This is a genomic window from Cellulomonas pasadenensis, assembly GCF_047229365.1.
In the GTDB taxonomy this organism is placed as follows: Bacteria; Actinomycetota; Actinomycetes; order Actinomycetales; family Cellulomonadaceae; genus Cellulomonas.
In genome coordinates this window covers 21,775-46,920 of the sequence record NZ_JBFTEP010000011.1, presented here as the reverse complement: position 1 = coordinate 46,920, position 25,146 = coordinate 21,775, and the positions used below count along the sequence as shown (strand labels likewise).

The following is a 25,146-nucleotide window of genomic DNA, read 5'->3' as shown; positions in this document are numbered from 1 at the left end:
GAGGTGACCGCCGCGCGCGCCGGCGCCTAGCGCACGCCGACCGCGCGCCCGCCGCGCAGCCTGGCGCCGACGTCCCGCGCCCACGCCCGCACGGCGTCCATGTCGCGGTAGTCCCCCGGCTCGGCACGCGTCAGCGCGACGAGCGCCCGCTCGGACAGGTCCAGCCCGCGCCGCTCGAGCCGCCCCGGGAAGACGGCGACACCGCGGGCGCCCACCGCCCGCGCCACCTCCGTGACGTCGTCGGGGGTGGTCGCCGGCACCGGCGGGTCCCCCAGCGGCCCGGACCAGAACAGCCAGACCGGCCGCGCGCGCAGCTGCCCGCCCTGCCGGTCGACCAGCGCGCGCAGGCCGAGCGCGAGACGGCCGACGTACACGGCCGACCCGAGCACCACCGCGTCGTACCCGTCGACGCGCTCGACGTCCTCCGGCTCGACCTCCACCACCTCGTGGCCCGCGTCGCGCAGCTCCTGCGCCACGACGGCCCCCATCTCCCGCGTCGCACCGTGCCGCGACGCCACGCTCACCAGCACCCGCACGTCCGTCACCTCCCCTGGACCCACCGGCACGGGCGCCCCGTCGCGCCCGGACCGGCTCCCCTCCAGGGTCCGCCGCCCACCGCACCTCGACCCGGGACCGAGGTCCCCGTCGGACGCCCGCGGCGGCCCGAGCGGCGAGGCCCCCGTCACACCGCGCACCGGCGGTGGACGGCCGGGCGCGGGTTAGTCTGACCACGTGACGATCGCCCCCGAGGGACGCCGGATGCTCCGGGTGGAGGCACGCAACGCCGCCACCCCGATCGAGAAGAAGCCCGAGTGGATCCGCACGCGCGCGACGACGGGCCCCGAGTACAGCGAGCTCAAGGGGCTCGTGCGCAAGGAGGGTCTGCACACGGTCTGCGAGGAGGCGGGCTGCCCCAACATCTTCGAGTGCTGGGAGGACCGCGAGGCGACGTTCCTCATCGGCGGCGACCAGTGCACGCGCCGGTGCGACTTCTGCCAGATCGACACCGGCAAGCCGGCGGACTTCGACGCCGACGAGCCCCGCCGCGTGGCCGAGTCGGTGCGCGCGATGGGCCTGAAGTACTCCACCGTGACGGGCGTCGCCCGCGACGACCTGGCCGACGGCGGCGCCTGGCTCTACGCGGAGACCGTCCGCCAGATCCACGCGCTCAACCCCGGCACGGGTGTCGAGCTGCTCATCCCCGACTTCAACGCGATCCCCGAGCTGCTGGACGTCGTGAACGAGTCCCGGCCCGAGGTGCTCGCGCACAACCTCGAGACCGTCCCGCGGATCTTCAAGCAGATCCGCCCCGGCTTCCGCTACGAGCGCTCGCTGTCGGTGCTGACGCGGGCACGCTCCGCGGGCCTCGTCACCAAGTCGAACCTCATCCTCGGCATGGGCGAGACGACGCAGGAGGCGGCCGACGCGCTGCGCGACCTGCACGAGGCCGGCTGCGACCTCGTCACCATCACGCAGTACCTGCGCCCGTCGGTGCGCCACCACCCGGTCGACCGCTGGGTGCGGCCCGAGGAGTTCGTCGAGCTGTCGCAGGAGGCGGAGCGCCTCGGCTTCCTCGGCGTCATGTCCGGGCCGCTGGTGCGGTCGTCCTACCGGGCCGGGCGCCTGTGGGGCCAGGCCATGCGTCGGCGCGGGCTGCCCATCCCGGACGCGCTCGCGCACCTCGGCGAGCCGACGACCTCGCGCCAGGAGGCCTCGGCGCTGCTGGCACGCACGCCCACCGCGCGCTGACCGCCGGGCACCGACCGCGCCCTCGCGCGGTCGGTGCCCGACCCGTCCGCCGGTAGACTGCCGACCCATGGCACGCGAGCGCTCCACGACCCCGCAGGGCTCCTCCGCCGGCGCGGGGACGGGCAAGGTCAAGAAGACCCGCTGGTACCACCAGGTGTGGCAGGCGTACCAGATGACCCGCCGGCAGGACCCGGCGGTGACCTGGATCCTGCTGGCCGTGTTCGTCGGCATCATCGCCCTCGGGCTGGTCATCGGCCTGCTCACGAGCAGCGTCGTCTACGTGCTCCTGCTGAGCATCCCGTTCGCGGTCCTCGGTGCGATGTTCGTGCTCGCCCGCCGCGCCGAGACCGCCGCCTACACGCAGATCGAGGGCCGCCCCGGTGCCTCGCTCGCCGCGCTCGGCACGCTGCGCCGCGGCTGGACGTTCGGCGACGAGCCGGTCGCCGTCGACCCCCGCACGCAGGACATGGTGTTCCGCGGCGTCGGCCGCCCGGGCGTCGTCCTCGTCGGCGAGGGCCCCGCGCACCGCATCGGCAAGCTGCTCGAGTCCGAGCGCAAGCGCACCGCGCGCGTCGTCTCCGGCGCCCCGGTGCACGTGATCCAGTGCGGCAACGGCGAGGGCCAGGTGCCGCTGCGCAAGCTCCCGCGCACGGTGACGAAGCTCAAGCCGCAGCTCACCAAGCAGGAGGTGGCGGAGGTCCTGCGCCGGCTCACCGCGCTCGGCGCCGTGCGCCTGCCGGTGCCGAAGGGCATCGACCCGACGCGTGCACGCCCGGACCGCAAGGGCATGCGCGGCCGCTGACGGCCCGCCCGACCCCGTCGCGGCGCGTCCGGGCCTCGTCCCCGGGCTTCGTTCCCGGGCCTCGTCGCGGGCGGACGTCGCCGCGGACGCGTCAGCGGCGGACGAGGACCGTACCCGCCGCACGGTCGTGCAGACCGCGGCCGTCGGCGTCCCACACGACCGCGGGGATGACGAGGCACAGCAGCACCGCCCGGACGAGGCCGCGCAGCAGGCCCGGCACGCCCGCCGCGACCGCGCCGCCGCCGTGCGCGGTGCCGGCCACCGGCGTCACGCGCATCCCGAGCAGCCGGTGCCCGAGCGTGTGCCCGAGCGTGCCCACCAGGACGGCGTTCTCCACCGCGAACACGCCCAGCGTCGCGAGCTCGTGGCCGCGCACGAGGAACAGCCCGTCGGCGGTCACGGGGAACAGCACCGCCGACACGGCGAGGCACGCGAGCCAGTCGACGGCCAGGGCCGCGAGCCGGCGCGGCAGCCGTGCGAGCGACCCGCTGCCCTCGGCCGGGAGGCCGAGCGGGCTCCCCTCGCGGTCGCCGCCCCCGCCGGGCCCGCCCTCGAGCCAGGAGCCCATGGAGTCACGCGTCGCCATGCCGTCCAGCCTACGGTCGGTCCACGCCTCGGACGCTCGACCAGGAGCTCGAGCGATCGTTACACGGGCAGGCCCTCCGTAACCTCGCCGAAACAACCGCGGCACGGGCGGGAAACCCCGGGTGCCTAGCCTCGGGGACGCCCGGGGCAGCCGGGCACCCCCCACCCGAGGAGCAGCGGATGTTCACCAAGCCGGAGGAAGTCCTGGCGTTCATCAAGAACGAGGACGTCAAGTTCGTCGACGTGCGGTTCTGCGACCTGCCCGGCGTCATGCAGCACTTCAACGTGCCGGCCGCCTCGCTCGACGCCGACTTCTTCACCGACGGCCAGATGTTCGACGGTTCGTCGATCCGCGGCTTCCAGGCCATCCACGAGTCCGACATGAAGCTCATGCCGGACGTGACGACGGCCTACGTCGACCCGTTCCGCACGGAGAAGACGCTCAACATCAACTTCCACATCGTCGACCCGTACACCGACGAGCCCTACAGCCGCGACCCGCGCCAGGTCGCCGCCAAGGCGGAGGCGTACCTCAAGTCGACGGGCATCGCGGACACCGCGTTCTTCGCGCCCGAGGCCGAGTTCTACATCTTCGACGACGTCCGCTTCGAGACGAAGCAGAACGCGTCGTACTACTACATCGACTCCATCGAGGCCGCCTGGAACACGGGCCGCGTCGAGGAGGGCGGCAACCTCGGCCACAAGACGCCCTACAAGGGTGGCTACTTCCCCGTCCCGCCGGTCGACCACTTCGCCGACCTGCGCGACCAGATCTCGCTGCAGCTCGACGCCCTCGGCCTCCAGGTCGAGCGCGCGCACCACGAGGTCGGCACCGCCGGCCAGGCGGAGATCAACTACCGCTTCGACACGCTCGCCAAGTCGGCCGACAAGGTGCAGCTGTTCAAGTACGTCGTGAAGAACGTCGCGCACGAGAACGGCCGCACGGCGACCTTCATGCCGAAGCCGCTCTTCGGCGACAACGGCTCGGGCATGCACGTGCACCAGTCCCTGTGGAAGGACGGCGAGCCGCTGTTCTTCGACGAGAAGGGCTACGGCGGCCTGTCGGACATCGCCCGCTGGTACATCGGCGGCCTGCTCAAGCACGCGCCGTCGCTGCTCGCGTTCACGAACCCGACGGTGAACTCCTACCACCGCCTGGTCCCCGGCTTCGAGGCGCCGGTCAACCTCGTGTACTCGGCCCGCAACCGCTCCGCGTGCATCCGCATCCCGGTGACCGGCTCGAACCCGAAGGCCAAGCGCGTCGAGTTCCGCGTGCCGGACCCGTCGTCGAACCCGTACCTCGCGTTCGCGGCGATGCTCATGGCCGGCCTCGACGGCATCCAGAACCGCATCGAGCCGCCGGAGCCGGTCGACAAGGACCTCTACGAGCTGCCCCCCGAGGAGCACGCCCTCATCCAGCAGGTCCCCGGCACCCTCGCCGAGGTCCTCGACAACCTCGAGGCCGACCACGACTGGCTCACGGCGGGCAACGTCTTCACGCCCGACCTCATCCAGACGTGGATCGACTACAAGCGCTCCGCCGAGGTGGACCCGATCCGTCTGCGGCCGCACCCGCACGAGTTCGAGCTCTACTTCGACGTGTGATCGTCCGCGGTCCCTGGCTGCTCCCAGGGGCCGCGGGCTCGGCAGGAACCGGCACCCCCGTCGCCCTCGTGGCGGCGGGGGTGCCGTCGCGCGCGGCGGCGACCGTCGGCTCGGCCGCCCCGCACCCCGCCCGTCCCGCCGCCGGTGGCGACGCGCGGGTACGCTCGCCGCGGCCGGCCTCCGGCGGCCGACCCGACGGAAGGAGCGGCATGGAGCAGGTCGAGGCGATCGTGCGGGAGCAGTGCGCCGACCTCCTCGCGGGCGGTCGTCTGCGCGTCGTCGACGCGCGCACCGGGGACCACGGCATCCCGCAGTGCACCGTGGCCACCGACCGGTTCCGCCTGCTGACGTGGATCTACCACGGCGAGCTCGACGGGACCCTTCGCCCGGCGTGGCCCGACGCCGAGCCGCTCGACCTGCGCTGGACGCTGCGCCACCTGGGCGCCGACTGGGGCGAGACGTGGAACCGCGAGGGGATCATGGCCGCGTTCGCCGAGCACGTCGACCGGATCGACGCGGAGGCCGCGGACCCGGTGCGGTGGGACGCGTTCCGCGCCGCCGCGCACCCGCGCGCCTGAGCCCGCGCGGTCGGCTGCCTTTCAGCCGTCGTGGCGCGGCAGGCGCCGCACCCGCAGCGCCGACAGGTCGTAGCCCTGCGTGACCTCGCTCCAGCGCACCCGCGGCGGGCCGGCCGCCGCGAGGTCGTCGCGCAGCAGCGTCGACAGGAAGATCTCGGCCTCCATGACCGCCATCGGCGCGCCCGGGCACTTGTGGTGCCCGTCGCCGAAGGCGAGCAGAGCGGGCGGCACCGAGCGCGGCAGGGAGCGGCCCGGGCACAGCCCCAGCGGCGCCTCCCCCACGGTGCGGGCGTCGGCGTTGGCGGCGCGGACGTCGATGTCGACGACCGTCCCCGCCGGCACGTCCACCGGACCGCCCGGCCCGTCCAGCGTGAGCGGCTCGACCGTCCGTCGCAGGAGGTGGCCCACGACCGGCTCGACCCGCAGCACCTCCTCCACGAGCGCGAGCCGCTCCGCCCGGTCACCCGCGCGGTAGCGCGCGAGCAGGGCGTCGTCGTCGAGCAGGTGCCACGTCGCGACGGTGATGAGCTCGCGCGTCGTCACCATGCCGGCGGCCGCGTACGTCACGCACTCGGTGAGGATGTCGACGTCGCTGAAGCCGTCGTCGAGCAGGCGGCTGATGAGGTCGTCGCGCCGCGCGCGGCGCCGCGCGCGGATCGCCGGCTTCACGTCGAGCAGGTAGAAGCGGAGCATCGCGGTGCTGCGTCGCGCCTCACGCCACCGCCCGAGCGGCGAGCGTGCGTCAGGGTGCGGGGGCTCGAAGAACGCGTCCAGCCGGTGGTGCATCCCCGGCGCGGCCGCGCGGTCGAGGCCGATGACGCGGGAGGCGACCTGCACCGCCATCTGCATCGACAGGCGCGACAGGTCCGTCCACCCGTCGGTGCGGACCTGTGCCACCAGCCGGTCGGCGGTCTCCTGCATCCAGTCCCGGTAGCCCTCCACGGTCCGCGGTGCGAAGAAGCGTGCCGCCGCGCGGCGCTGCGCGTGGTGCGCGTCGCCCTCGAGGTACAGGACGGGCGGACGGATCGAGGCGCCGGCGGTGCCGCCGTGGAACCCGTCCGCGCCGAAGCCGGCCTGGCGCGTCGCCTCCGGGTGGCGCAGCACCGCGCGCGCGAGCTCGAACGACCGGACGCGCAGCCGTGGCGCGGGCCCGGCGAGCGGCTCGACGTCGGGCGCGAGCGCGTCGTCGGGCTGCGTCAGCTTCCGCACGGGGCAGCCGCCCGTGCCCGTGCGGGTCTGCCCGTCCGCGGTGGCCGTCACCCGGTCGAGCGTAGGTCCCGGCGCCGACGTCGGCCATCCGGGTGACGGCGCCCGCTCCGCACCGCCGTCGCGGCGGGCCCGCGGCGACGCCGCCGCTCAGCCGTAGAAGACGCGCTCGACGACCGTGCGGGCGCGGCGGGCCGTGCGCAGGTAGTGCTCCTCGAGCAGGCTCCCGGACCCCGCGGGGTACCCGACGACGCGGGCGACGCCGCCGAGCGCCTGCCGGTCGTGCGGCAGCACGTCGGCGTGCGCGCCCTCCGCCCGTCCGGTCCACAGCACGTTCGCGTCGCGCAGCCGGGACGCCAGCTCCCACGCCTCGCGGAGCTCGCGCGCGTCGTCGTCGTCGAGCAGCCCGGCGGCGGCCGCGGCCGCGAGCGCGTCGAGCGTCGAGGTGGTCCGCAGGTCGGGCACGGCGTGCGCGTGCTGCAGCTGCAGGAGCTGGGCCGTCCACTCGACGTCGGCGATCCCGCCGCGCCCGAGCTTGAGGTGCCGCGTCGGGTCGACACCGCGCGGCAGCCGCTCGGCCTCGACGCGCGCCTTGATGCGCCGCACCTCGCGGACCACCGACGGGTCGAGCCCGCCCTCGGGATAGCGCAGCGGGTCGACCAGCGCGACGAAGCGCTCCCCCAGCTCGACGTCGCCCGCGACGGGCCGTGCCCGCAGCAGCGCCTGGCTCTCCCACGGCGACGACCAGCGGCCGTAGTACTCCACGTGCGCGTCGAACGACCGCGTCAGGGGCCCGTTGCGCCCCTCCGGTCGCAGGTCCGCGTCCACCGCGAGGGTCGGCTCCGGGCCGACGGCGCCGAGCAGCTGGCGTACGCGCGTCGCCGCCGACACGGCGAACTCCTGGGCGAGGCGCGGCTCCGCACCCGGCAGCGGGTCGTGCACGAAGAGCACGTCGGCGTCGGACGAGTAGCCCATCTCCCGCCCGCCGAACCGTCCCATCGCGACGACGAGGAGCCGCGTCGGCGACGCGTCGAGACCCCGCTCGGCGCGCGCCTCCGCCTCCGCGACGCGCAGCGTCCCGGCGAGGACCGTGTCGGCCGCGGTCGTCAGGCTCTGCGACGCGCGGGTGCTCGTCACGACGCCGAGGACGTCGGCCGCGGCGGTGCGGGCCAGCTCGCGGCGGCGCAGCGCGCGCAGCGCGGTGACGGCGGGCACGGGCTCGTCGGCTCGGCGCAGCACCGCGTCCGCCTCGGCCTCGAGCCGCTCGACCGTCCGGGGCTCCAGCTCGGCGTCGTCGGCCAGCCACGTCACGGAGCCGGGTGAGCGGCGCAGCGCGTCGGCGACGTACCGCGACGTCGAGAGCACGCGCGCGAGGCGCTGCGCGGCCGTGCCGGAGTCCCGCAGGAGCTTGAGGTACCAGTGCGTCGTGCCGAGCTGGTCGGACAGGCGCCGGAACGCGAGCAGCCCGCCGTCGGGGTCCGCGCCGTCGGCGAACCACCCCAGCATCACCGGCAGCAGCTGCCGCTGGATCGACGCGCGCCGCGACACCCCGTCCGAGAGCGCGGCGATGTGCCGCACGGCTCCCGCCGGGTCGCGGTAGCCGATCGCCGCCAGCCGCGCCCGCGCGGCCTCGGGCGCGAGCGACGCCTCCTCGGTCGACAGCCGCGCGGTGGCCGGTAGCAGCGGCCGGTAGAACAGCTCCTCGTGCAGGCGGCGGACCTCGCGGCGCGTCTGGCGCCACCGCTCGAGGAGGCCCTCCGGCCCGTCCGCACGCATGCCCATCGTCCGGGCGAGCCGGCGCAGGTCCGCGTCGGCGGTCGGCACGAGGTGCGTGCGCTGCAGCCGGTGCAGCTGGATGCGGTGCTCCATCATCCGCATCCACCGGTAGCAGACGGCGAGCTGCGCGGCGTGGTCACGCCCCACGTACCCGCCCGCGGCCAGTGCGGCCAGCGCGGTCAGCGTGTTGCCGCTGCGGATGTCGGCGTCCGCCCGGCCGTGGACCAGCTGCAGGAGCTGCACGGTGAACTCCACGTCGCGCAGCCCGCCGACGCCCAGCTTGAGCTGGCGGTCGGCCTCGGCCCGCGGCACGTGCTGCTCGACGCGCCGGCGCATGGCCTGCGAGTCCTCGACGAAGTTCTCGCGCGCCACCGCCTGCCACACGAGCGGGTTCGTCGCGTCGACGTACGCCTGCCCGAGCGCACGGTCCCCCGCGAGCGGGCGCGCCTTGAGGAGCGCCTGGAACTCCCACGTCTTCGCCCAGCGCTCGTAGTAGGCGCGGTGGCTGGCGAGCGTGCGGACGAGCGGCCCGTCCTTGCCCTCGGGGCGCAGCGCCGCGTCGACGGGCCACAGCGCGGGCTCGGTGCCGGACGGGCTCGCGCACGCGCGGGCGAGGCCGGCGGCGAGGCGGGCGCCCGCGACGAGCGCGGCGTCCTCGTCGGCCCCGTCGACCGGCTCGGCCACGTACACGACGTCCACGTCCGACACGTAGTTCAGCTCGCGGCCGCCGGCCTTGCCCATGCCGATCACGGCGAGCCGCACGTCGCGCCCGTGGTCCTCGAGCTCCGCGCGCGCGACCGCGAGGGCGGCCTCGAGCACCGCACCGGCGAGGTCCGCGAGCGCCGCGGCGACCCCCGGGAGCCGGCTCAGCGGGTCCTCGGCGGTGAGGTCCGTCGCGGCGATCCGCAGCAGGCGGGTGCGGTACGCGCGACGCAGCGCGTCGGTCCCGTCGCCGCCGGCGAGCGCGGCGACCGGCACGTCGACCTCGGGGTCCGCGCCGACGGCCGCCAGCAGCTCGGCGCGCACGTCCGCGACCGGCACGGCCGTGCCCGGCGCGGGGTCCGCCACGACCCGCAGGTTCGCGGGGTGCGCGGCGAGCGTGTTGGCCAGCGCGGAGGACGCACCCGTCACCGCGAGCAGCCGCGCGCGGGCGGGGCCGTCCTCGGCCAGCACGTCCCGCAGCAGGGCCCGCAGCGCGGGGTCCCGCTGCACGGCGCCGGCGACCTTCGCGAGCGCGAGGAGCGTCTCGTCCGGGTCGCCGACGTCGCGCAGCGCGGGCACGAGCGTCTCCGCGGCGTCCGGCGCGACGTCGAGGAGCGCGGCGTCGGCGAGCAGGCGCTGCGCCCGCGGGGCGTCGGCCACGCCGGCGCGGGTGAGCCGGCCGGCCAGCGAGGCGCCGCGGCCCGTCGACGCGCTGCTCGTCATCGCCGCGACGTCAGATCAGCGGCAGGAACCGCTGCAGCTCGTACGGCGTCACCTGCGCGCGGTACTCGGCCCACTCCTGGCGCTTGTTGCGCAGGAAGTAGTCGAAGACGTGCTCGCCGAGCGTCTCGGCGACCAGCTCGGAGCGCTCCATCACCTGGATCGCGGCCTCGAGCGACGTCGGCAGCGGCTCGATGCCGAGCGCCCGGCGCTCCGCGTCGGTGAGCTCCCACACGTCGTCGTCGGCACCCTCGGGCATCTCGTAGCCCTCCTCGATGCCCTTGAGCCCGGCGGCGAGCATGACCGCGAACGCCAGGTACGGGTTCACGGCGGAGTCGATCGCGCGGTACTCGACCCGGCTCGAGTTGCCCTTGCCCGGCTTGTACATCGGGACGCGCACGAGCGCCGAGCGGTTGTTGTGACCCCAGCAGACGAAGCTCGGCGCCTCGGCACCGCCCCAGAGCCGCTTGTAGGAGTTGACGAACTGGTTCGTCACCGCGGTGATCTCGGCGGCGTGCGTGAGCAGGCCGGCGATGAACTGGCGCGCGACCTTCGACAGCTCGTAGTCGGCACCCGGCTCGTGGAACGCGTTGCGGTCGTCCTCGAACAGCGAGACGTGCGTGTGCATGCCCGAGCCCGGCTGGTCCGCCAGCGGCTTCGGCATGAAGGACGCGAACACGCCCTGCTCGAGCGCGACCTCCTTCACGACCGTGCGGAACGTCATGATGTTGTCGGCCGTCGTCAGCGCGTCGGCGTACCGCAGGTCGATCTCGTTCTGCCCCGGCCCCGCCTCGTGGTGGGAGAACTCGACCGAGATGCCCATGGACTCGAGCATCGTGATCGCGGCGCGGCGGAAGTCGTGCGCGGTGCCGCGCGGGACGTGGTCGAAGTACCCGCCCTGGTCGACGGGGACCAGCGGCTGGGACGGGTCCGCGGGCGCGTCGAACAGGTAGAACTCGACCTCGGGGTGCGTGTAGAACGTGAAGCCGCGGTCGCTCGCGCGGTTCAGCGCCCGCTTGAGCACGTTGCGCGAGTCCGCGAGCGACGGCTGGCCGTCGGGCGTCAGCAGGTCGCAGAACATGCGGGCGGTGCCGTGCCGCTCCCCGCGCCAGGGCAGGATCTGGAACGTCGACGGGTCCGGCTTGGCGATCATGTCGGCCTCGTACACGCGCGTGAGGCCCTCGATCGAGCTGCCGTCGAAGCCGATCCCCTCGGCGAAGGCGGACTCGAGCTCGGCGGGTGCGACCGCCACCGACTTGAGGATCCCGAGCACGTCGGTGAACCACAGACGGATGAAGCGGATGTCCCGCTCCTCGACGGTCCGGAGCACGAACTCCTGCTGCCTGTCCATGGCGCACATCTTGCCTGATGACGGGGTGTCGGCGGGCGCAGCGTCCGGGTGTGGCGAGGCGCACGCCGCCGGTGCGGGCCACGCGCCCCGGTCTACGCTCGACGCATGCCCACGAGCGACCCCTCCGCCGCCGGCACGACCGGCGCCCCGACGCCCCCGGGTGGCGCGCCGTCCGCCCCTCCCGCACGTGTCCGCGTCCACCACCTGCAGGCGGCCAAGCAGCGCGGGGAGCGGCTCACGATGCTGACGGCGTACGACGCCGTGACGGCCCGGATCTTCGACGACGCCGGCATCGACATGCTCCTCGTCGGCGACTCCATCGGGAACACGATGCACGGGCACGCGACGACGCTGCCCGTGACGCTCGACGAGCTCGTCGTGGCCGCGCGCGCGGTCGCGGGCGCGGCGCGGCGCGCGTTCGTCGTCGCGGACCTGCCGTTCGGCTCGTACGAGGCCGGGCCCGAGCAGGCCCTCGCGAGCGGTGTCCGGATGATGAAGGAGACGGGCGTCGCCGCGGTCAAGATCGAGGGCGGGCAGCGCGTCGTCCCGCAGATCCGGGCGCTCACCGCTGCGGGCATCCCCGTCGTCGCGCACCTGGGCTACACGCCGCAGTCGGAGAACCTGCTGGGCGGCCCGCGCGTGCAGGGGCGCGGCGACGCCGCGCAGCGGCTCAGCGACGACGCGGTCGCGGTGGTCGACGCAGGCGCCGTCGCGGTCGTCCTCGAGATGATCCCCGCCGAGGTCGCCGCCCGCATCACCGAGGTCGTCCCCGTCCCGACGATCGGCATCGGCGCCGGCCCGGCGTGCGACGGGCAGGTGCTCGTGTGGGTCGACATGGCCGGCATGGGCGACTGGTCGCCGCGCTTCGCCAAGCGGTTCGGCGAGGTGGGTGCGGCCCTGGCGGCCGCGGCGCGCGGCTACGCCGACGAGGTCCGCTCGGGCAGCTTCCCGCAGGACGCGCACTCGTTCGACGCGTGACGGGCACGGCGGCGGGACGAGGTCCGGCGCGCGAGCGGGTGGCGCGCCTGAGCGGGCGCCGGGTCACGGTCGCCGTCGTGGCGGCGGCCGTGCTCGCCGCCGGGGTGGTCACCGTCGTGCCGCTCGCCGCGGGGTCGTGGCCCGTCGCCCAGGCGGTCGCGCTGCGCGGCGTCCTGGCGGTGGTCGCCGCCGTGGCAGCCGTGCTGCTGCTCGTCGTCCCGCGGGTCCGGCGGGCGCTGCTCCCCCTTGCCGTGGCGTGCGCGCTCGTCGCGGTCGCGCACGCCGGCGTGCTCGTCGCGCGGTCCGTGCCCACGCCGGGTCCGAGCACCGCGGCCGCCGGCGACCGCGGGCGTGCCGAGACGCCGGGCCGCGACCTCGTCGTCCTGACCTTCAACACGCTCGACGCCGTGCCGGCCGCGACGCTCGCGGACCTGGTGCGCGAGGTCGACGCGGACGTCGTCGCGCTGCCGGAGACGTCGAGGTCCACGGCCGAGACGCTCGCGGCCCTGCTGCCCGGCGGCTGGCAGGCGCTGCACGGGTCCAGCGACGTGCCGCACGTCGCGGGGACCTCGCTGGTCGTGGACGAGCGCGTCGGGACCTACCCGCGCGCGCAGCGCCTCGGCGACCGGCTCGGCTCCCTCGTCGCCGTCCCGGAGGGCCCCGGCCCGGTGCTCGTCGCGGCCCATCCCCTCGCCCCGACGTCCCGCGGCGCGATGGCCGCGTGGCGCACCGAGACCGCCGCCGTCGCGGAGGTCTGCCGCACCGTGCGCGACGTGGTCGTCGCCGGCGACCTCAACGCGACCCTCGACCACCCCGCGCTGCGCGACACCGGCCCCTGCGTCGACGCCGCGCGCGCGGCGGGTTCCGCGGCGCACGGCACGTGGCCGGCGGACGTGCCGACGCTCCTCGCGGCGCCGATCGACCACGTCCTCGTCGACGCCCGCACGTGGCGCGTCGTCGACGCCCGGGTGCTGCCGGCCACCGGCGCGAGCGACCACCGGCCGCTCGTCGCGGTGCTCGCGCGACGCTGAGTCCGGCCAGGGGTCGCGCGCCGGCCGTCAGCGGTCCTGCGCCTCCTCGGCGTCCCACGCCTCCGTGCGCCGCCGGGCGCGGTCGAGCGCGTGCTCCGCCTCCTCGCGCGTCGCGTACGGGCCCATGAGGTCCGCCCACTGGCTGCGCTTGCCCTCCTCGACCTGGTGGGTGCGGGTGTTGTACCAGTACTCGGCCACGGCGGTCCTCCGTCCTGCGCACGCCCGCACCCCTCGACGGGTGGCGGGCCGTTCCATCCGTAGACTGCCAGGCATGCCGCCGGTCCACGCGTCGCGCGCCGCCCTCGTCCCGGGGCGGGTCGGCCCGCGCCGTCCCGTGCCCGCGAGCATCCCCCGCCCCGAGTACGTCGACCGCCCGGCACCGGCGCCGTGGCGCGGCCCGGACGTGTTCGACGCCGGCACGGTCGCCCGCATCCGCGTCGCCGCCCGCCTCGCGGCGCAGGCCCTCGAGGAGGTCGGCCGCCACGTGCGGCCGGGCGTGACGACCGACGAGCTCGACGCCGTCGGCCACCAGTTCCTCGTCGAGCGCGGCGCGTACCCGTCGACGCTCGGCTACCGCGGCTTCCCGAAGTCGATCTGCACGTCCCTCAACGAGGTCGTCTGCCACGGCATCCCCGACTCGACGGTCGTGCAGGACGGCGACATCGTGAACGTCGACATCACGGCCTACGTCGACGGCGTGCACGGCGACACGAACGCCACCTTCCTCGCCGGGGACGTCGACGAGGAGTCCCGCCTGCTCGTCGAGCGCACCCGGGAGGCGCTCGAGCGGGGCATCAGGGCCGTGAAGCCGGGGCGCGAGATCAACGTCATCGGCCGCGTCATCGAGAAGTACGCCGGACGGTTCGGGTACGGGGTCGTGCGCGACTTCACCGGGCACGGCGTCGGCCCCGCGTTCCACACGGGCCTCGTCGTGCCGCACTACGACGCCGCGCCCGCGTACGACACGGTCATCCAGCCCGGCATGGTGTTCACGATCGAGCCGATGCTCGACCTGGGCACCGCCGACTGGGAGATGTGGGACGACGGCTGGACGGTCGTGACGGCCGACCGCCGTCGCTCCGCGCAGTTCGAGCACACCCTGCTGGTCACCGACGACGGCGCGGAGGTCCTGACGCTGCCATGAGCCACGACGCGAAGCACAAGAAGCACAAGGTCGCCACGGCGTTCGGCGTCGACATCGGCGGCTCCGGCATCAAGGGCGCGCCCGTCGACCTGAGGACCGGCGAGTTCGCGGGCGAACGCCTGCGCATCCCGACGCCGCAGCCGTCGACGCCTGCCGCGGTCGCCGCGACGGTCGCGGAGGTCGTCGACTCGTTCGACCTCGACAAGGACGTGCCCATCGGCGTGACGTTCCCGGCCGTGATCCTGCACGGCGTCGCGCAGTCCGCGGCGAACGTCGACAAGTCCTGGATCGGCACGGACGTCGAGAAGGCGGTCGCCGCCGCGTCGGGCCGCCGCGTGCTCGCGGTCAACGACGCCGACGCCGCCGGGTTCGCGGAGGTGCAGTACGGCGCCGCCAAGGGCGTGCCGGGGGTCGTCCTCGTCGTCACCCTGGGCACCGGCATCGGCTCGTGCCTCGTCGTGGACGGCGTGCTCGTGCCGAACACCGAGCTGGGGCACCTGGAGATCGACGGGTTCGACGCCGAGACGCGCGCGTCCGACGCGGCCCGTGACCGCGAGGGGCTGACCTTCCCGCAGTGGGCGGAGCGTCTGCAGCGCTACTTCTCGGTCGTCGAGAACCTGTTCTGGCCGGACCTCATCGTGGTCGGCGGCGGCGTCAGCAAGAAGCACCGGGAGTTCCTGCCGCTGCTCGACCTGCGGACGCCCATCGTCCCGGCGGGGCTGCGCAACGCCGCGGGCATCGTCGGCGCGGCACGGCTGGCGGCGCAGGGCGCGCACTGACGGCCGGTACCAGGCTTCTCCCAGGAACGCCCCGTACCGTCGAGGCATCCGCGAGTCGAGCACCCGCTCACCCCCACGGCTGGGAAGTCGAACCGAGCCTGGAGGCCATGTGGCTGCAGCACCCGTCGTCACCCCGCCCGTCCGTCCGACGTCGCCCCGCGTGGCGGCGGCCGGCACGTACCACGAGCTCTCGGCGGAGGTGAAGGCGGCGGGCCTGCTCGACCGCACGCCCGGGTTCTACATCTCGCTCCTCGCGGGGCTCACCACGGCACTGGCCGGGCTCGTCACGGCGTTCGTCCTGCTCGGCCACTCGTGGTGGCAGCTGCTGGTCGCCGGCCTGCTCGGCGTGGTGCTCACCCAGTTCGCGTTCGTCTCGCACGAGGCGTCGCACCGCCAGGTGCTCCTGACGGGACCCGCGAACGACCGGCTCGGCCGGGTGCTCGCCAACGGCGTCGTCGGCATCAGCCACCAGTGGTGGATGACCAAGCACACGCGTCACCACGCGAACCCGAACCGGGTCGGCAAGGACCCGGACATCGCGCCGGACACGATCGTCTTCCTCGAGGAGGACGCGCGCGAGACCCGCGGGTTCGTGCGCCGGATCGTCCGCCACCAGGGCTGGCTGTTCTTCCCGCTGCTGACGCTCGAGGGCCTCAACCTCCACCTCGTGTCGATCAGGAGCCTGCTGGCGCTGCCCGGTTCGCGCGCGCGCACGACGGAGCTCGTCACGATCGCGCTGCGGCTGTCGCTGTACGTCGCGGTGGTCGTCTGGGCGCTGCCGTTCGGCATGGCCGCCGCGTTCCTCGGCGTGCAGCTCGCGGTCTTCGGCGTGTACATGGGCGCGTCGTTCGCGCCGAACCACAAGGGCATGGCGATCGTGCCGGCGAACAGCCGCCTCGACTTCCTCAGCAAGCAGGTGCTGACGTCGCGCAACATCAACGGCGGCCGGTTCGTCACGGCGCTCATGGGTGGCCTCGACGCGCAGGTCGAGCACCACCTCTTCCCGAGCATGCCGCGCCCGCACCTGGCGCGCGCCCGCGAGATCGTCCGCGCGCACTGCGCCCGCAACGGCGTGCCGTACACGGAGACGTCGCTGGTGCGCTCGTACGCGATCGTCGTGCAGTACCTCAACCGCGTCGGGCTGGCCGCGCGCGACCCCTTCGACTGCCCGGTCCGCACGCAGTACCGCTGACCCGCCTCCCCTGGTATCCAGGGGTCGTGAAGGGCGAGGGATGGGTGCTGGTCGTCGCCGGCGTCGTGCTCGTGCTCGTGCTCGTCGACCGCGCGGTGGCGCGGGGCTGGTTCGACCGGTTCCGGCTGTCCGTCCGGTCCGGCCCCGGTGCGGTGGGCGGCGGCGGGCTGCTCCCGGACTTCGTCGAGATCTTCCAGCCGGCGCACAAGCACCTCGTCGAGGAGCAGGAGCGGCAGCGGCTCGACGTGGTGCGCGAGGGTGACGCGGCGCCGCCGTGGGACCTGGACGCCGGGCCGGTCGTGCTCGGGACTCCCGACGTCGCGCGCACGCGCGCCGGCTCCCCTAGCGTGGGCTGCATGCCCGTGGTCGTGTCGCAGCTCTGCATCGACGCCGCCGATCCCGCCGCGCTGGCGCGCTGGTGGTCCGAGGTCCTCGGCTGGCCGGTGACCGAGGAGGACGACGACGAGGTCACCATCGCGCCGTCGGACGGCTCGGCGACCGAGTGGCTCTTCCTGCGCGTGCCCGACGAGCGCCGGGTGAAGAACCGGCTGCACCCGGACGTGCGTCCCGCCGACGGGTCCGACCAGGAGACGGAGCTCGCTCGGCTGCTCGAGCTGGGCGCGACGCGCGTCGACGTCGGCCAGGGGGACGTCGCCTGGCACGTGCTCGCCGACCCCGAGGGCAACGAGTTCTGCCTGCTGCGCAGCACGCCGTCGCAGCTGGCCGCGGCCGACGGGACCACCGGCGACGCGCCGGACTCGCCCGCCGGCGCGAGCTTCTGACGCGCGCCGCCACAGGACGTCCACGCACCCTCCCCCGGGCCCGCGCCTCGACCGCGAGCGCGGTCGACCGTCCCGGTGCTGAGGTGGGACCGTGCTGCGACGCCCCGCCCCCGTCCTCTCCGCGACACCCGCGGAGCGCGGGTTCACGGGCGTCGAGGAGCGCATCGACCGCTGGGCGCACGCACGGTTGCGCGCCCTCGGCGACCGCGGCTGGCGCACGTGGGCGCTCGAGCTCGTCGTGTTCGTGCTCAAGCAGGCGTGGGCGTGCCTGTTCGGTGGCCTCATGCTCGCGCTGCTGCTGGCCGCGCGGTTCTGGTACCCGGACGGTGCGGGGCTCGCGCGCGACGACGCGCTGACGCTGGCGGCGGTGGCGCTGCAGGTCCTCATGCTGGCCACCCGGCTCGAGACCGCGCGCGAGATGCGCGTCGTCGGGCTGTTCCACGTCGTCGGCACCGTGATGGAGCTGTTCAAGACGTCCGCCGGGTCGTGGGCGTACGCCGCCGACGGGGTGCTGCGCATCGGTGACGTGCCGCTGTACTCGGGCTTCATGTACGCGGCCGTCGGCTCGTACCTCGTGCGGACCTTCCGCATCTTCGACCTGCGCTTCGACCGCTGGCCGCGCCGGTGGGTGACGGCCGTGCTCGCCACCGCCGTGTACGCCAACTTCTTCACGCACCACTGGCTCCCGGACGCCCGGTGGGTGCTCGTCGCGGCCGTGCTGGTCGTCTTCGGGCGAACGGTCATGCACTACCGCGTGCACGCGCGGACGTGGCGGATGCCGGTCGTCGTCGCGTTCCTGCTCGTCGCCACCGCGATCTGGGTCGCGGAGAACGTCGCCACCTACGCCGACGCGTGGCTGTACCCGTCCCAGGCCGACGGGTGGCACCTGGTCTCGCTGAGCAAGCTGGGCTCGTGGTTCCTGCTCATGCTGATCTCGGTCGTCCTCGTCGCGTGGGTGTACCCGCCGCAGCCGCCGGACGCCGGTGCCGGTGCCGGTGCCGCGGGCGGCGTGCCGGCCGGTAGGCTGTCCGGTGCGGATGAGTCAGCCAGGCGGCCGCGTCGGCCCCTCCCCGGAGGGACCGCCGAGGAACGTCCGGGCTCCGCAGGGCAGGGTGGTGGGTAACACCCACCCGGGGTGACCCGCGGGACAGTGCCACAGAGAACAGACCGCCCCGTGCGACCGGTCCGCCGGCCGCACGGGGTAAGGGTGAAACGGTGGTGCAAGAGACCACCAGCGTGCCGGGCGACCGGTGCGGCTAGGTAAACCCCACCCGGAGCAAGGCCAGACAGGGAGCGTCCGAGGGCTGCCCGCCCGAGCTCCCGGGTAGGCCGCTGGAGGCGTGCGGCAACGTACGTCGTAGATGGATGGCCGCCACCCGCGCGGGGGTGACCGCGCGCGGGGACAGAACCCGGCGTACCGGCTGACTCATCCGCCCCTCGGGGCGCTCACACGTCGACGCGGTAGTCCAGCGTCAGCTCGTCGCCCGAGCGCCCGCGGATGCCCCAGTGCGTGGGCGGGCTCTCGAGGACGACCACCTCGAGGTCGTCCGCAGCGAGGCCGAGCGCCGGGGCGACGTCGTCGTAGAAGGCGGCGATCAGCGCGCGCACGGCGGCCGGGCTGCGACCGGTGAAGCAGACGACCTCCACGACGAGGTAGGCGTCGCCGCGCGGCGCGACGAGGTCGTCGTCGTCGAGCCACAGGAACCGGTGGAACCGCTTCTCCTGCGGCAGGCCCCACGCCGACGTGACGGCCGCGTGGACCGCGTCCGAGACCTCCTGCCGGCGCGGCGCCCACACCGAGCGGCGCCCGTAGGCCTTCACGTGAGCCATCGCACGCCTCCCGTCCCCCGGCGCGGCCCGGACGCCGCGTCGCGGCACCTTACAGTCGCGGGGTGCTCGTGATGCTGCCGCCCTCCGAGGGCAAGACGCCGGCGCGGTCCGGCGCGCCGGTCGACCTCGCGGACCTGTCCCACGACGCCCTGACGCCGCTGCGCGCGAAGGTGGTCGACGCGCTCGCCGACGTCAGCGCACGTCCCGACGCGACCGGCGTGCTCGGCGTCTCCCCGGGGCTCGCCGACGAGGTCGCGCGGAACACCGTCCTCCGCGACGCGCCGGCGGCCGCGGCGTCCCGCGTCTACACCGGCGTGCTCTACGGCGCCGCGGGCCTCGACCGGCTCACGCCCGCCGCGCGTGCCCGCGCCGCGCAGCACGTCCGCATCGTGTCCGGGCTATGGGGCCTCGTCACCCCCGACGACCGCATCCCGGCGTACCGGCTGTCGATGGGCACGGACCTGCCGGGCATCGGCCCGCTCGCGCCGGCGTGGCGCGGCGCGCTCGGCGAGGCGCTCGCCGCGGAGGCGGCCGGCACGCTCGTCGTCGACTGCCGGTCGGCCGCCTACCTCGCGGCGTGGACGCCGCCGGCCGACGCCGACTGGGTCACGGTCCGCGTGCTGCGTGAGGTCGACGGGCGCCGGTCCGTCGTGTCGCACCACGCCAAGCACACGCGGGGCGTCCTCACGCGCCACCTCGTCACGCGTCGCGGACGCGCACCCCGCGACGCCGAGGAGCTCGCGCACGTGGCGAGCGCGCTCGTGGGCGACGCGCTGCTCGCCGTCGAGCTCGACGCGCCCCCGCGGCGCGGCGCCCGCACGCTGTCGCTCGTGGTGGCCTGACGTGGTCGGCGGGGCGCGCGGCGCGCTGCACCACGTCGAGCTCTGGCTCCCCGACGACGACGCGGCGTGGGCGTCCTTCACGTGGCTCCTGACCGCGCTCGGGTACGAGCGCACGAGCACGTGGCGCACCGGGTCGTCGTGGACCCTCGGCCCCACCTACCTCGTGCTCGAGACCGGCTCGGACGTGGTGGACGAGCCGCACGAGCGCCGCCGACCCGGCGTGAACCACCTCGCGTTCCACGCGGGCACGCGGCGCGACGTCGACGCCCTCACGGCCGGCGCCGGCGAGCACGGCTGGTCCCTGCTGTTCCCGGACGCGCACCCGTTCGCGGGGGGCGCGGACCACTACGCCGCGTACCTCGAGAACGCCGCCGGCTTCGAGGTCGAGCTCGTCGCGACGGACGACGCCGAGGCGGCGACCGCCTGACGCGAGCGCGTCAGACCCGGCCCCAGCCCTCGCTCGGCGCGCCGGCGACCGCGATCTCGTCGCGCTTGTCGGCGTACAGCCGGATGATGCTGACCGACGCCGGCGCCACGCGCAGCTGGCTCCACGTGCCCGGGTCGGCGCCCATGGTGACGCCCAGCGCGGCGCGGATGGCCACGGCGTGCGACACGACGACGACCGTCCGCGGCCCGCCGGTCTGCAGCGCGTCGAGCCCGGCCCGCAGCCGCACGCCGACGTCCTCGATCGACTCGCCGCCGCCCGGCGGCCGCAGGCGGCCGGACGTGTGCCACGGCTCGAGCTGCCCGGGCCAGCGCTCCTCGATCTGCTCCGCCGTCAGGCCCTGCCAGTCGCCGAAGTCCGCCTCCTGGAACGCCGCGTCCGTGCGGACGTCGAGGCCGAGCCGCTCGGCGATGATGCCGCCGGTCTGCTGCGTGCGCACCATGGGCGACGCGACCAGCTCGCTCGGGTAGGCGATGTCGCCCCACAGGTCGCGCCCGACGCGGTCCACCAGCGCGGCAGCGGCGGCCGCCTGGGCCCGCCCGTGCTCGTCCAGCGGCGGCCCCGGCTCGGACGAGCCGGAGTAGCCGCGCGACACCGTCATGGTCGTCTGCCCGTGCCGGACGAGCACCACCGTCACCGGCTCGTCGCTGTCGAAGCGCACCGCCGCGCCCGAGGGACGGGCCTGGCGCGGACGTCCCTGCGTCGCCGCGGTCCCCGTGCCGGCCGGGTCGGTCGTCGTCTCGTGGTCGAGCGCCTCCGCGCCGTCGGCGGGCCCGGCCATCAGGCGCCCTCGGCCCCGCGGACCAGGATCCGGCCGCACTCCTCGCAACGCACCACCGCGTCGGCCGGCTTCGCCCGGATCCCCTCGAGGTCGAGCGGGTTGAGCTCGAGCCGGCAGCCCTCGCAGCGGTTGCCACGCAGCGGCGCGGCGCCGCGACCCTGGTGCTGGCCGCGCAGCCGCTCGTACAGCGTGACGAGCCCGGCGTCGAGGCCGTCCGCCGCCTTCAGCCGCACGGAGCGCAGCCGCTCGACCTCGGCGTCGACCTCCGCGAACCCGGCGTCCCGCTCGGCGACGACCTTGTCCCGCTCGGTCACCAGCGCGAGGTGCGCCTGCTCGAGCTCGGTGAGCGCGCCCTCGTGCGCCTCGAGCCGCTCCATGACCTCGAGCTCGACCTCCTCGAGGTCGCCCTGCCGCCGGGCCAGGCTCTCGAGCTCGCTCGACAGCGCCTGCATGTCCTTGGCGCTGCCCGCGCCCGCGTCCAGTCGCTGCTGGTTGCGCGCCGCACGGCTGCGCACCTGCTCGACGTCGGTCTCGGCCTTGCGCAGCTCGGTGCGCAGGTCCGACGCCGCGGTGCGGGACGTGACGAGCGCGGTGTCGAGGTCGGCGAGCTGGGCGTCGAGCTCGAGGAGGCGGGCGAGCGCCGGCAGCGTGCGCCGCTTGTGGGCGAGCTGGTCGAGGCGGGTGTCGATCTCCTGGACGTCCAGGAGGCGGCGCTGGTCGGCTGCGGGGGCGCTCGTCACGGGGTTCCTTCCGGCTGGGTGCTGGCCGTCTGCGGCACACGACCCGTCCACGGGTCGGTGGGCAGCGTGCTCACGCGGGTCTCCACCGTAGTGCCCTGCGCCCGCAGGTCCGCGACGAGGTCGGCGGCGGCGCGCGCCAGCCAGGGCCACTCGGACGCGGAGTGGGCGAGGTCGACGAGCGCGGGCCGCGGTGCGCCGCCGCCCGCCTCGAACGCCGCGCGCTCCTGCTGCTCCGAGGCTGGGTGGTGGCGCAGGTCGGCGGTCACGTACGCGTCGACGTCGGCGGCGCGGACGGCGTCGAAGAGCGAGTCGCCCGACCCCCCGAGCACGGCCACGCGCCGCACGGGCATGTCGGGATCCCCCGCGTACCGGACGCCCTGGACCGTCGCGGGCACGGCGCGCGCCACCGCGGCGGCGAAGTCGGCGAGCCGCGCGGGCGTCGGCAGCGTCCCGACGCGCCCGAGCCCGGTGGACCCGGGCTGCGCGGCGAGCTCGAGGACGTCGAACGCCGGCTCCTCGTACGGGTGCGCGGCGCGCAGCGCGGCGAGCACCCGGGACCGCGCGGTGCGCGGCGCGACCATCTCGACGCGCGCCTCGCGCACGTGCTCGCGCCGCCCGACCTCGCCGACCGCGGGCGCGGCACCCTCGACGGGAGTGAACGTCCCCTCGCCGGTCGTGGTCCACGCCGCGCGCTCGTAGTCGCCGAGCGCACCGGCACCGGCCGCGGCCAGCGCGTCGATCAGCGCGTCGGCGTCGTCGACGGGCACGAACACCACGACCTTGTCGAGCGCCGGCGCGGGCACGGGCACGAGCGGCACGGTGTCGAGCAGGCCGACGGCGTCCGCGAGCGCCTCGGCCACCCCGCCACGGGCGGCGTCGGCGTTGGTGTGCGCCGTGTAGAGCGCGCAGCCGCCCCGCACGAGCCGGTGCACGAGCGCGCCCTTGTACGTGGTCGCGGCCACCGAGTGCACGCCCTTGAGGAAGAGCGGGTGGTGGGTGAGCAGCAGGTCGGCCTCCCACGCGAGCGCCTCGTCGACGACGGCGGCCACGGGGTCGACGGCGAGCAGCACGCGGTGCACGGGTGCCGTCGGGTCGCCCGCGACCAGGCCGACCGCGTCCCACTGCTCGGCGGTCCGCGGCGGGTAGCGCCGCTCGAGCGCGCCGACGACGTCGGCCAGGGTCGCTGCGCTCACGGCAGCACCAGCGACTTCGTCACCGTCCGCTCGTCCATCGCGGCGTACGCGTCGGCGATCGCGTCGAGCGCGAACGTGCCGTCGAAGACGAGGCCGGGCTCGATCGTCCCCGCCCACACGTCCGGGAGGAGCCCCTCGACGTAGGCCCGCACCGGGGCGACGCCGCCGAGCACGCCGATGTTCGCGCCGAAGAGCTGCGGCACCGGGAGCTCCGGGCCGCCCGCCGGCACCCCGACGTAGCCGACGCGCCCGCCCGGGCGCACCGTGTCGAGCGCCTGCTGCATCGACTCCTTCGTCCCGACGCACTCGAGCACCGCGTCCGGCCCGACGCCGCCGAGCAGGTCGACGACGGCGGCCGCACCCTCGTCCCCGCGCTCGGCGACGACGTCGGTGGCGCCGAACCGGACGGCCAGCGCGGAGCGGGCCTCGTGCCGCGACATCGCCACGACGCGCTCGGCACCCAGCCGCCGTGCCGCGATGACGGCGCACAGGCCGACCGCACCGTCGCCGACGACCGCCACGGTCGACCCCGCACGCACCCCACCGGCCAGGGCGGCGTGGTGCCCGGTCCCCATGACGTCGGTCAGCGTGAGCACGTGCGGCAGCAGCGCGTCGTCGGGGTACTCGGGCGCCACGACGAGCGTCCCGTCGGCGAACGGCACGCGCACGTGCTCGCCCTGGCCGCCGTCGACCATGTCGCCGTGCCGGTCCGGCCCGCCCCAGCCCTCGCCGTTGACGCAGGAAGTGTGTACGCCGTTGCGGCAGTGCACGCACGTGTCGTCGCTGACGACGAACGGGGCGACGACGAAGTCGCCGACCTTCACGCGCGCGACCTCCGAACCGACCTCCTCGACCACGCCGACGAACTCGTGCCCCATCCGCCGCGGCTCCCGCACGGGGCGCACGCCGCGGTAGGGCCACAGGTCGGAGCCGCACACGCAGCTGGCGACGACGCGCACGAGGGCGTCGGTGGGACGGCGGATCTCGGGGTCCGGCACCTGCTCGACGCGGACGTCGCGGGGGCCGTGCAGGAGGGTGGCGCGCACGGGCCGAGCCTACGTCGCCGGTAGGCTGTCGCACGTTTGAGGGCCTGTAGCTCAGTTGGTCAGAGCGCCGCGCTTACACCGCGGAGGTCGTCGGTTCGAGACCGGCCGGGCCCACCACCGGCGGCGTCAGCCGCGCAGCGCCGCCAGCGCCTCGCGGTACGCGGCGATCGGCCGCGCCCGACCGCGCGGGTGCACGACGCTCCAGCGCACCACGCCGTCGGCGTCGAGCAGGAAGCTGCCGCGCAGCGCCAGGCCGTGCTCCTCGTCGAGCACGCCGTACGCACGCGCCGCGGCGCCGTGCGGCCAGAAGTCGGACAGCAGGTCGAAACCGTGCCGCTCCTGCTCCGACCACGCGCGCAGCGCGAACGTCGAGTCGCAGGAGACGCCGAGGAGAGTCACGCCGGCCGCCGTGAAGTCGGCGAGGTTGTCGCGCAGCTCGCAGAGCTCGCTCCCGCAGACGCGCGAGAACGCGAAGGGGAAGAACACGAGCGCGACGGGCGCGCCGCGCAGGTCCGACAGCGTGACGGGCGTGCCGTGCGTGTCGGGGAGCGTGAGGTCCGGTGCGACGTCCCCGACGGCGGGGACGCTCACCGGCCGCTCACTTGCCGCGGCCGCGGGTGGACAGGCGGGTGGCGGACCAGTCCGGGCCGATCGAGAACGTCGTCATCGCGTGCAGGCCCGACGTCGTCGCGGCCTCCTCGATGTCGCTGTGCTTGACGTGCCCGGGACGGCCGGCCTTCGGCGAGAAGACCCAGATCGGGCCGTTGTCCTCGAGCACCGTCATGGCGTCGACGAGGAAGTCGGTCAGGTCGCCGTCGTCGTCCCGGAACCAGATGACCGCGCCGTCCGTGACGTCGTCGTAGTCCTCGTCGACGAGCTCGTTGCCCGTCAGCGTCTCGAGACCCGTGCGGAGGTCCTCGTCGACGTCGTCGTCGTACCCCAGCTCCTGCACGACCTGCCCGGCCACGAAGCCGAGACGAGCGGCCTGCGTCGCGGCGTCGTCCGCGGTGGAAGACACGTCCGGCCCGTTCCCTTCTGCCCGACGGCTGCGACGGGGGCCGAGGCCCCCACCGGCGGACCCTCCTGACGGGACCGCCTGCCGATGTCGGGACACGTTAGCCCACATGGGCCCCGGGCGGCCCGGCGGACGTCCGCGCAGGCCGCGCGTGTCCCGCCGGCACGCCGCCGCGGTCCCGTCGTCGCCCGCCGTGTCGCGGACGTCACGGTCACCGGTGTGACTTTCCGGGCCGGCTCGTCCGAGAATGGTCCGGATACCCGCAGCTGCGCCC

The 25,146-nt window shown here is 75.2% G+C and carries 25 protein-coding genes, 1 tRNA gene, 1 other RNA gene and 1 pseudogene; 15 read left to right on the top strand and 13 right to left on the bottom strand.

The window, feature by feature from the left end:
* Window positions 1-26: 26 nt before the first annotated feature.
* Window positions 27-536, bottom strand: a complete 510-nt coding sequence (locus AB6N23_RS03210) for a flavodoxin domain-containing protein (RefSeq protein ID WP_412864658.1) — start codon at window positions 534-536, stop codon at window positions 27-29.
* A 196-nt stretch (window positions 537-732) separates the two neighbouring features.
* Here AB6N23_RS03210 and lipA point away from each other — a divergent pair, with 196 nt between their 5' ends.
* Both lipA and AB6N23_RS03200 read left to right on the top strand, forming a co-directional pair.
* Window positions 733-1,749, top strand: a complete 1,017-nt coding sequence (gene lipA / locus AB6N23_RS03205; protein WP_412864657.1) for a lipoyl synthase — start codon at window positions 733-735, stop codon at window positions 1,747-1,749.
* 67 nt (window positions 1,750-1,816) lie between these two features.
* Window positions 1,817-2,551 (top strand): DUF4191 domain-containing protein, encoded by a 735-nt coding sequence (locus AB6N23_RS03200; protein WP_412864656.1) that lies wholly within the window; start codon window positions 1,817-1,819, stop codon window positions 2,549-2,551.
* A 91-nt stretch (window positions 2,552-2,642) separates the two neighbouring features.
* Here the strand turns inward: AB6N23_RS03200 and AB6N23_RS03195 are convergent, their stop codons facing one another.
* Window positions 2,643-3,137: an RDD family protein gene (locus AB6N23_RS03195; RefSeq protein WP_412864655.1), complete on the bottom strand. Its 495-nt coding sequence runs from the start codon at window positions 3,135-3,137 to the stop codon at window positions 2,643-2,645.
* Window positions 3,138-3,316: 179 nt separating this feature from the next.
* Between AB6N23_RS03195 and glnA the strand changes: the two genes are divergently transcribed.
* Both glnA and AB6N23_RS03185 read left to right on the top strand, forming a co-directional pair.
* On the top strand, window positions 3,317-4,741 hold the full coding sequence (glnA, locus tag AB6N23_RS03190) for a type I glutamate--ammonia ligase (protein WP_412864654.1): 1,425 nt from the start codon (window positions 3,317-3,319) through the stop codon (window positions 4,739-4,741).
* A 209-nt stretch (window positions 4,742-4,950) separates the two neighbouring features.
* Window positions 4,951-5,319 (top strand): hypothetical protein, encoded by a 369-nt coding sequence (locus AB6N23_RS03185; protein ID WP_412864653.1) that lies wholly within the window; start codon window positions 4,951-4,953, stop codon window positions 5,317-5,319.
* 21 nt (window positions 5,320-5,340) lie between these two features.
* Here the strand turns inward: AB6N23_RS03185 and AB6N23_RS03180 are convergent, their stop codons facing one another.
* From AB6N23_RS03180 to AB6N23_RS03170, 3 genes are all read right to left on the bottom strand, one after another.
* Window positions 5,341-6,579 carry a cytochrome P450 gene (locus tag AB6N23_RS03180; RefSeq protein ID WP_412864652.1) on the bottom strand — a complete coding sequence of 413 codons (1,239 nt, stop codon included), beginning with the start codon at window positions 6,577-6,579 and terminating at the stop codon, window positions 5,341-5,343.
* A gap of 96 nt (window positions 6,580-6,675) precedes the next feature.
* Entirely contained in the window at window positions 6,676-9,726 is a 3,051-nt protein-coding gene (locus AB6N23_RS03175; RefSeq protein ID WP_412864651.1) for a bifunctional [glutamine synthetase] adenylyltransferase/[glutamine synthetase]-adenylyl-L-tyrosine phosphorylase, read from the bottom strand.
* Between the two features lie 10 nt (window positions 9,727-9,736).
* Window positions 9,737-11,074 carry a glutamine synthetase family protein gene (locus AB6N23_RS03170; protein ID WP_412864650.1) on the bottom strand — a complete coding sequence of 446 codons (1,338 nt, stop codon included), beginning with the start codon at window positions 11,072-11,074 and terminating at the stop codon, window positions 9,737-9,739.
* Between the two features lie 105 nt (window positions 11,075-11,179).
* Here AB6N23_RS03170 and panB point away from each other — a divergent pair, with 105 nt between their 5' ends.
* Window positions 11,180-12,052 carry a 3-methyl-2-oxobutanoate hydroxymethyltransferase gene (gene panB / locus AB6N23_RS03165; RefSeq protein ID WP_412864649.1) on the top strand — a complete coding sequence of 291 codons (873 nt, stop codon included), beginning with the start codon at window positions 11,180-11,182 and terminating at the stop codon, window positions 12,050-12,052.
* The gene (locus AB6N23_RS03160; RefSeq protein ID WP_412864648.1) at window positions 12,049-13,083 is read left to right on the top strand and encodes an endonuclease/exonuclease/phosphatase family protein; all 1,035 of its coding nucleotides are present in this window, start codon (window positions 12,049-12,051) and stop codon (window positions 13,081-13,083) included. The genes panB and AB6N23_RS03160 overlap by 4 nt, the downstream gene beginning before the upstream one ends.
* A 27-nt stretch (window positions 13,084-13,110) precedes the next feature.
* Here the strand turns inward: AB6N23_RS03160 and AB6N23_RS03155 are convergent, their stop codons facing one another.
* Entirely contained in the window at window positions 13,111-13,281 is a 171-nt protein-coding gene (locus tag AB6N23_RS03155) for an SPOR domain-containing protein (protein ID WP_412864647.1), read from the bottom strand.
* Window positions 13,282-13,354: 73 nt separating this feature from the next.
* On the opposite strand from AB6N23_RS03155, the gene map reads away from it, so the two are divergent.
* The 6 genes and pseudogenes from map (at window position 13,355) to rnpB (ending at window position 18,413) form a co-directional block, all read left to right on the top strand.
* On the top strand, window positions 13,355-14,227 hold the full coding sequence (gene map, locus AB6N23_RS03150; protein WP_412864646.1) for a type I methionyl aminopeptidase: 873 nt from the start codon (window positions 13,355-13,357) through the stop codon (window positions 14,225-14,227).
* Window positions 14,224-15,006, top strand: coding sequence for a polyphosphate--glucose phosphotransferase (ppgK, locus tag AB6N23_RS03145; RefSeq protein WP_412864645.1), 783 nt, complete (start codon window positions 14,224-14,226; stop codon window positions 15,004-15,006). Before map ends, ppgK begins: the two co-directional genes overlap by 4 nt.
* Before the next feature lie 109 nt (window positions 15,007-15,115).
* Complete coding sequence (locus AB6N23_RS03140) at window positions 15,116-16,198, top strand: fatty acid desaturase family protein (protein ID WP_412864644.1); 1,083 nt, start codon at window positions 15,116-15,118, stop codon at window positions 16,196-16,198.
* Between the two features lie 26 nt (window positions 16,199-16,224).
* Window positions 16,225-16,980, top strand: a complete 756-nt coding sequence (locus tag AB6N23_RS03135; protein ID WP_412864643.1) for a VOC family protein — start codon at window positions 16,225-16,227, stop codon at window positions 16,978-16,980.
* A gap of 91 nt (window positions 16,981-17,071) precedes the next feature.
* Window positions 17,072-17,908, top strand: a pseudogene (locus AB6N23_RS03130) (DUF817 domain-containing protein); the annotation flags it as partial.
* A gap of 110 nt (window positions 17,909-18,018) precedes the next feature.
* An RNA gene (rnpB, locus tag AB6N23_RS03125) (RNase P RNA component class A) lies at window positions 18,019-18,413 on the top strand.
* A 13-nt stretch (window positions 18,414-18,426) separates the two neighbouring features.
* Here the strand turns inward: rnpB and AB6N23_RS03120 are convergent.
* Window positions 18,427-18,810 (bottom strand): tautomerase family protein, encoded by a 384-nt coding sequence (locus AB6N23_RS03120; protein ID WP_412864642.1) that lies wholly within the window; start codon window positions 18,808-18,810, stop codon window positions 18,427-18,429.
* 62 nt (window positions 18,811-18,872) lie between these two features.
* Here AB6N23_RS03120 and AB6N23_RS03115 point away from each other — a divergent pair, with 62 nt between their 5' ends.
* Together AB6N23_RS03115 and AB6N23_RS03110 are read left to right on the top strand one after the other, a co-directional pair.
* Window positions 18,873-19,652, top strand: coding sequence for a YaaA family protein (locus AB6N23_RS03115; protein ID WP_412864641.1), 780 nt, complete (start codon window positions 18,873-18,875; stop codon window positions 19,650-19,652).
* Window position 19,653: 1 nt separating this feature from the next.
* The gene (locus tag AB6N23_RS03110; protein WP_412864640.1) at window positions 19,654-20,079 is read left to right on the top strand and encodes a VOC family protein; all 426 of its coding nucleotides are present in this window, start codon (window positions 19,654-19,656) and stop codon (window positions 20,077-20,079) included.
* A gap of 10 nt (window positions 20,080-20,089) precedes the next feature.
* Here the strand turns inward: AB6N23_RS03110 and AB6N23_RS03105 are convergent, their stop codons facing one another.
* From AB6N23_RS03105 to AB6N23_RS03090, 4 genes are read right to left on the bottom strand one after another with little or no spacing between them, the layout of a single operon-like run.
* Window positions 20,090-20,878, bottom strand: a complete 789-nt coding sequence (locus tag AB6N23_RS03105; RefSeq protein ID WP_412864639.1) for a histidine phosphatase family protein — start codon at window positions 20,876-20,878, stop codon at window positions 20,090-20,092.
* Window positions 20,878-21,618, bottom strand: a complete 741-nt coding sequence (locus AB6N23_RS03100) for a zinc ribbon domain-containing protein (protein ID WP_412864638.1) — start codon at window positions 21,616-21,618, stop codon at window positions 20,878-20,880. The genes AB6N23_RS03105 and AB6N23_RS03100 overlap by 1 nt, the downstream gene beginning before the upstream one ends.
* A complete protein-coding gene (locus AB6N23_RS03095; RefSeq protein ID WP_412864637.1) occupies window positions 21,615-22,811 on the bottom strand; it encodes a Nif3-like dinuclear metal center hexameric protein in 1,197 nt (398 codons plus the stop codon). The genes AB6N23_RS03100 and AB6N23_RS03095 overlap by 4 nt, the downstream gene beginning before the upstream one ends.
* Complete coding sequence (locus tag AB6N23_RS03090) at window positions 22,808-23,857, bottom strand: zinc-dependent alcohol dehydrogenase family protein (protein WP_412864636.1); 1,050 nt, start codon at window positions 23,855-23,857, stop codon at window positions 22,808-22,810. Before AB6N23_RS03090 ends, AB6N23_RS03095 begins: the two co-directional genes overlap by 4 nt.
* A 40-nt stretch (window positions 23,858-23,897) precedes the next feature.
* Here AB6N23_RS03090 and AB6N23_RS03085 point away from each other — a divergent pair.
* Window positions 23,898-23,974 (top strand) — tRNA-Val (locus tag AB6N23_RS03085).
* A 9-nt stretch (window positions 23,975-23,983) separates the two neighbouring features.
* On the opposite strand, the gene AB6N23_RS03080 is transcribed toward AB6N23_RS03085, so the two are convergent.
* Both AB6N23_RS03080 and AB6N23_RS03075 read right to left on the bottom strand, forming a co-directional pair.
* Window positions 23,984-24,448: a peroxiredoxin gene (locus AB6N23_RS03080; RefSeq protein ID WP_412864635.1), complete on the bottom strand. Its 465-nt coding sequence runs from the start codon at window positions 24,446-24,448 to the stop codon at window positions 23,984-23,986.
* A 7-nt stretch (window positions 24,449-24,455) separates the two neighbouring features.
* A complete protein-coding gene (locus AB6N23_RS03075; protein WP_378208468.1) occupies window positions 24,456-24,875 on the bottom strand; it encodes a DUF3052 domain-containing protein in 420 nt (139 codons plus the stop codon).
* Window positions 24,876-25,146: the final 271 nt, after the last annotated feature.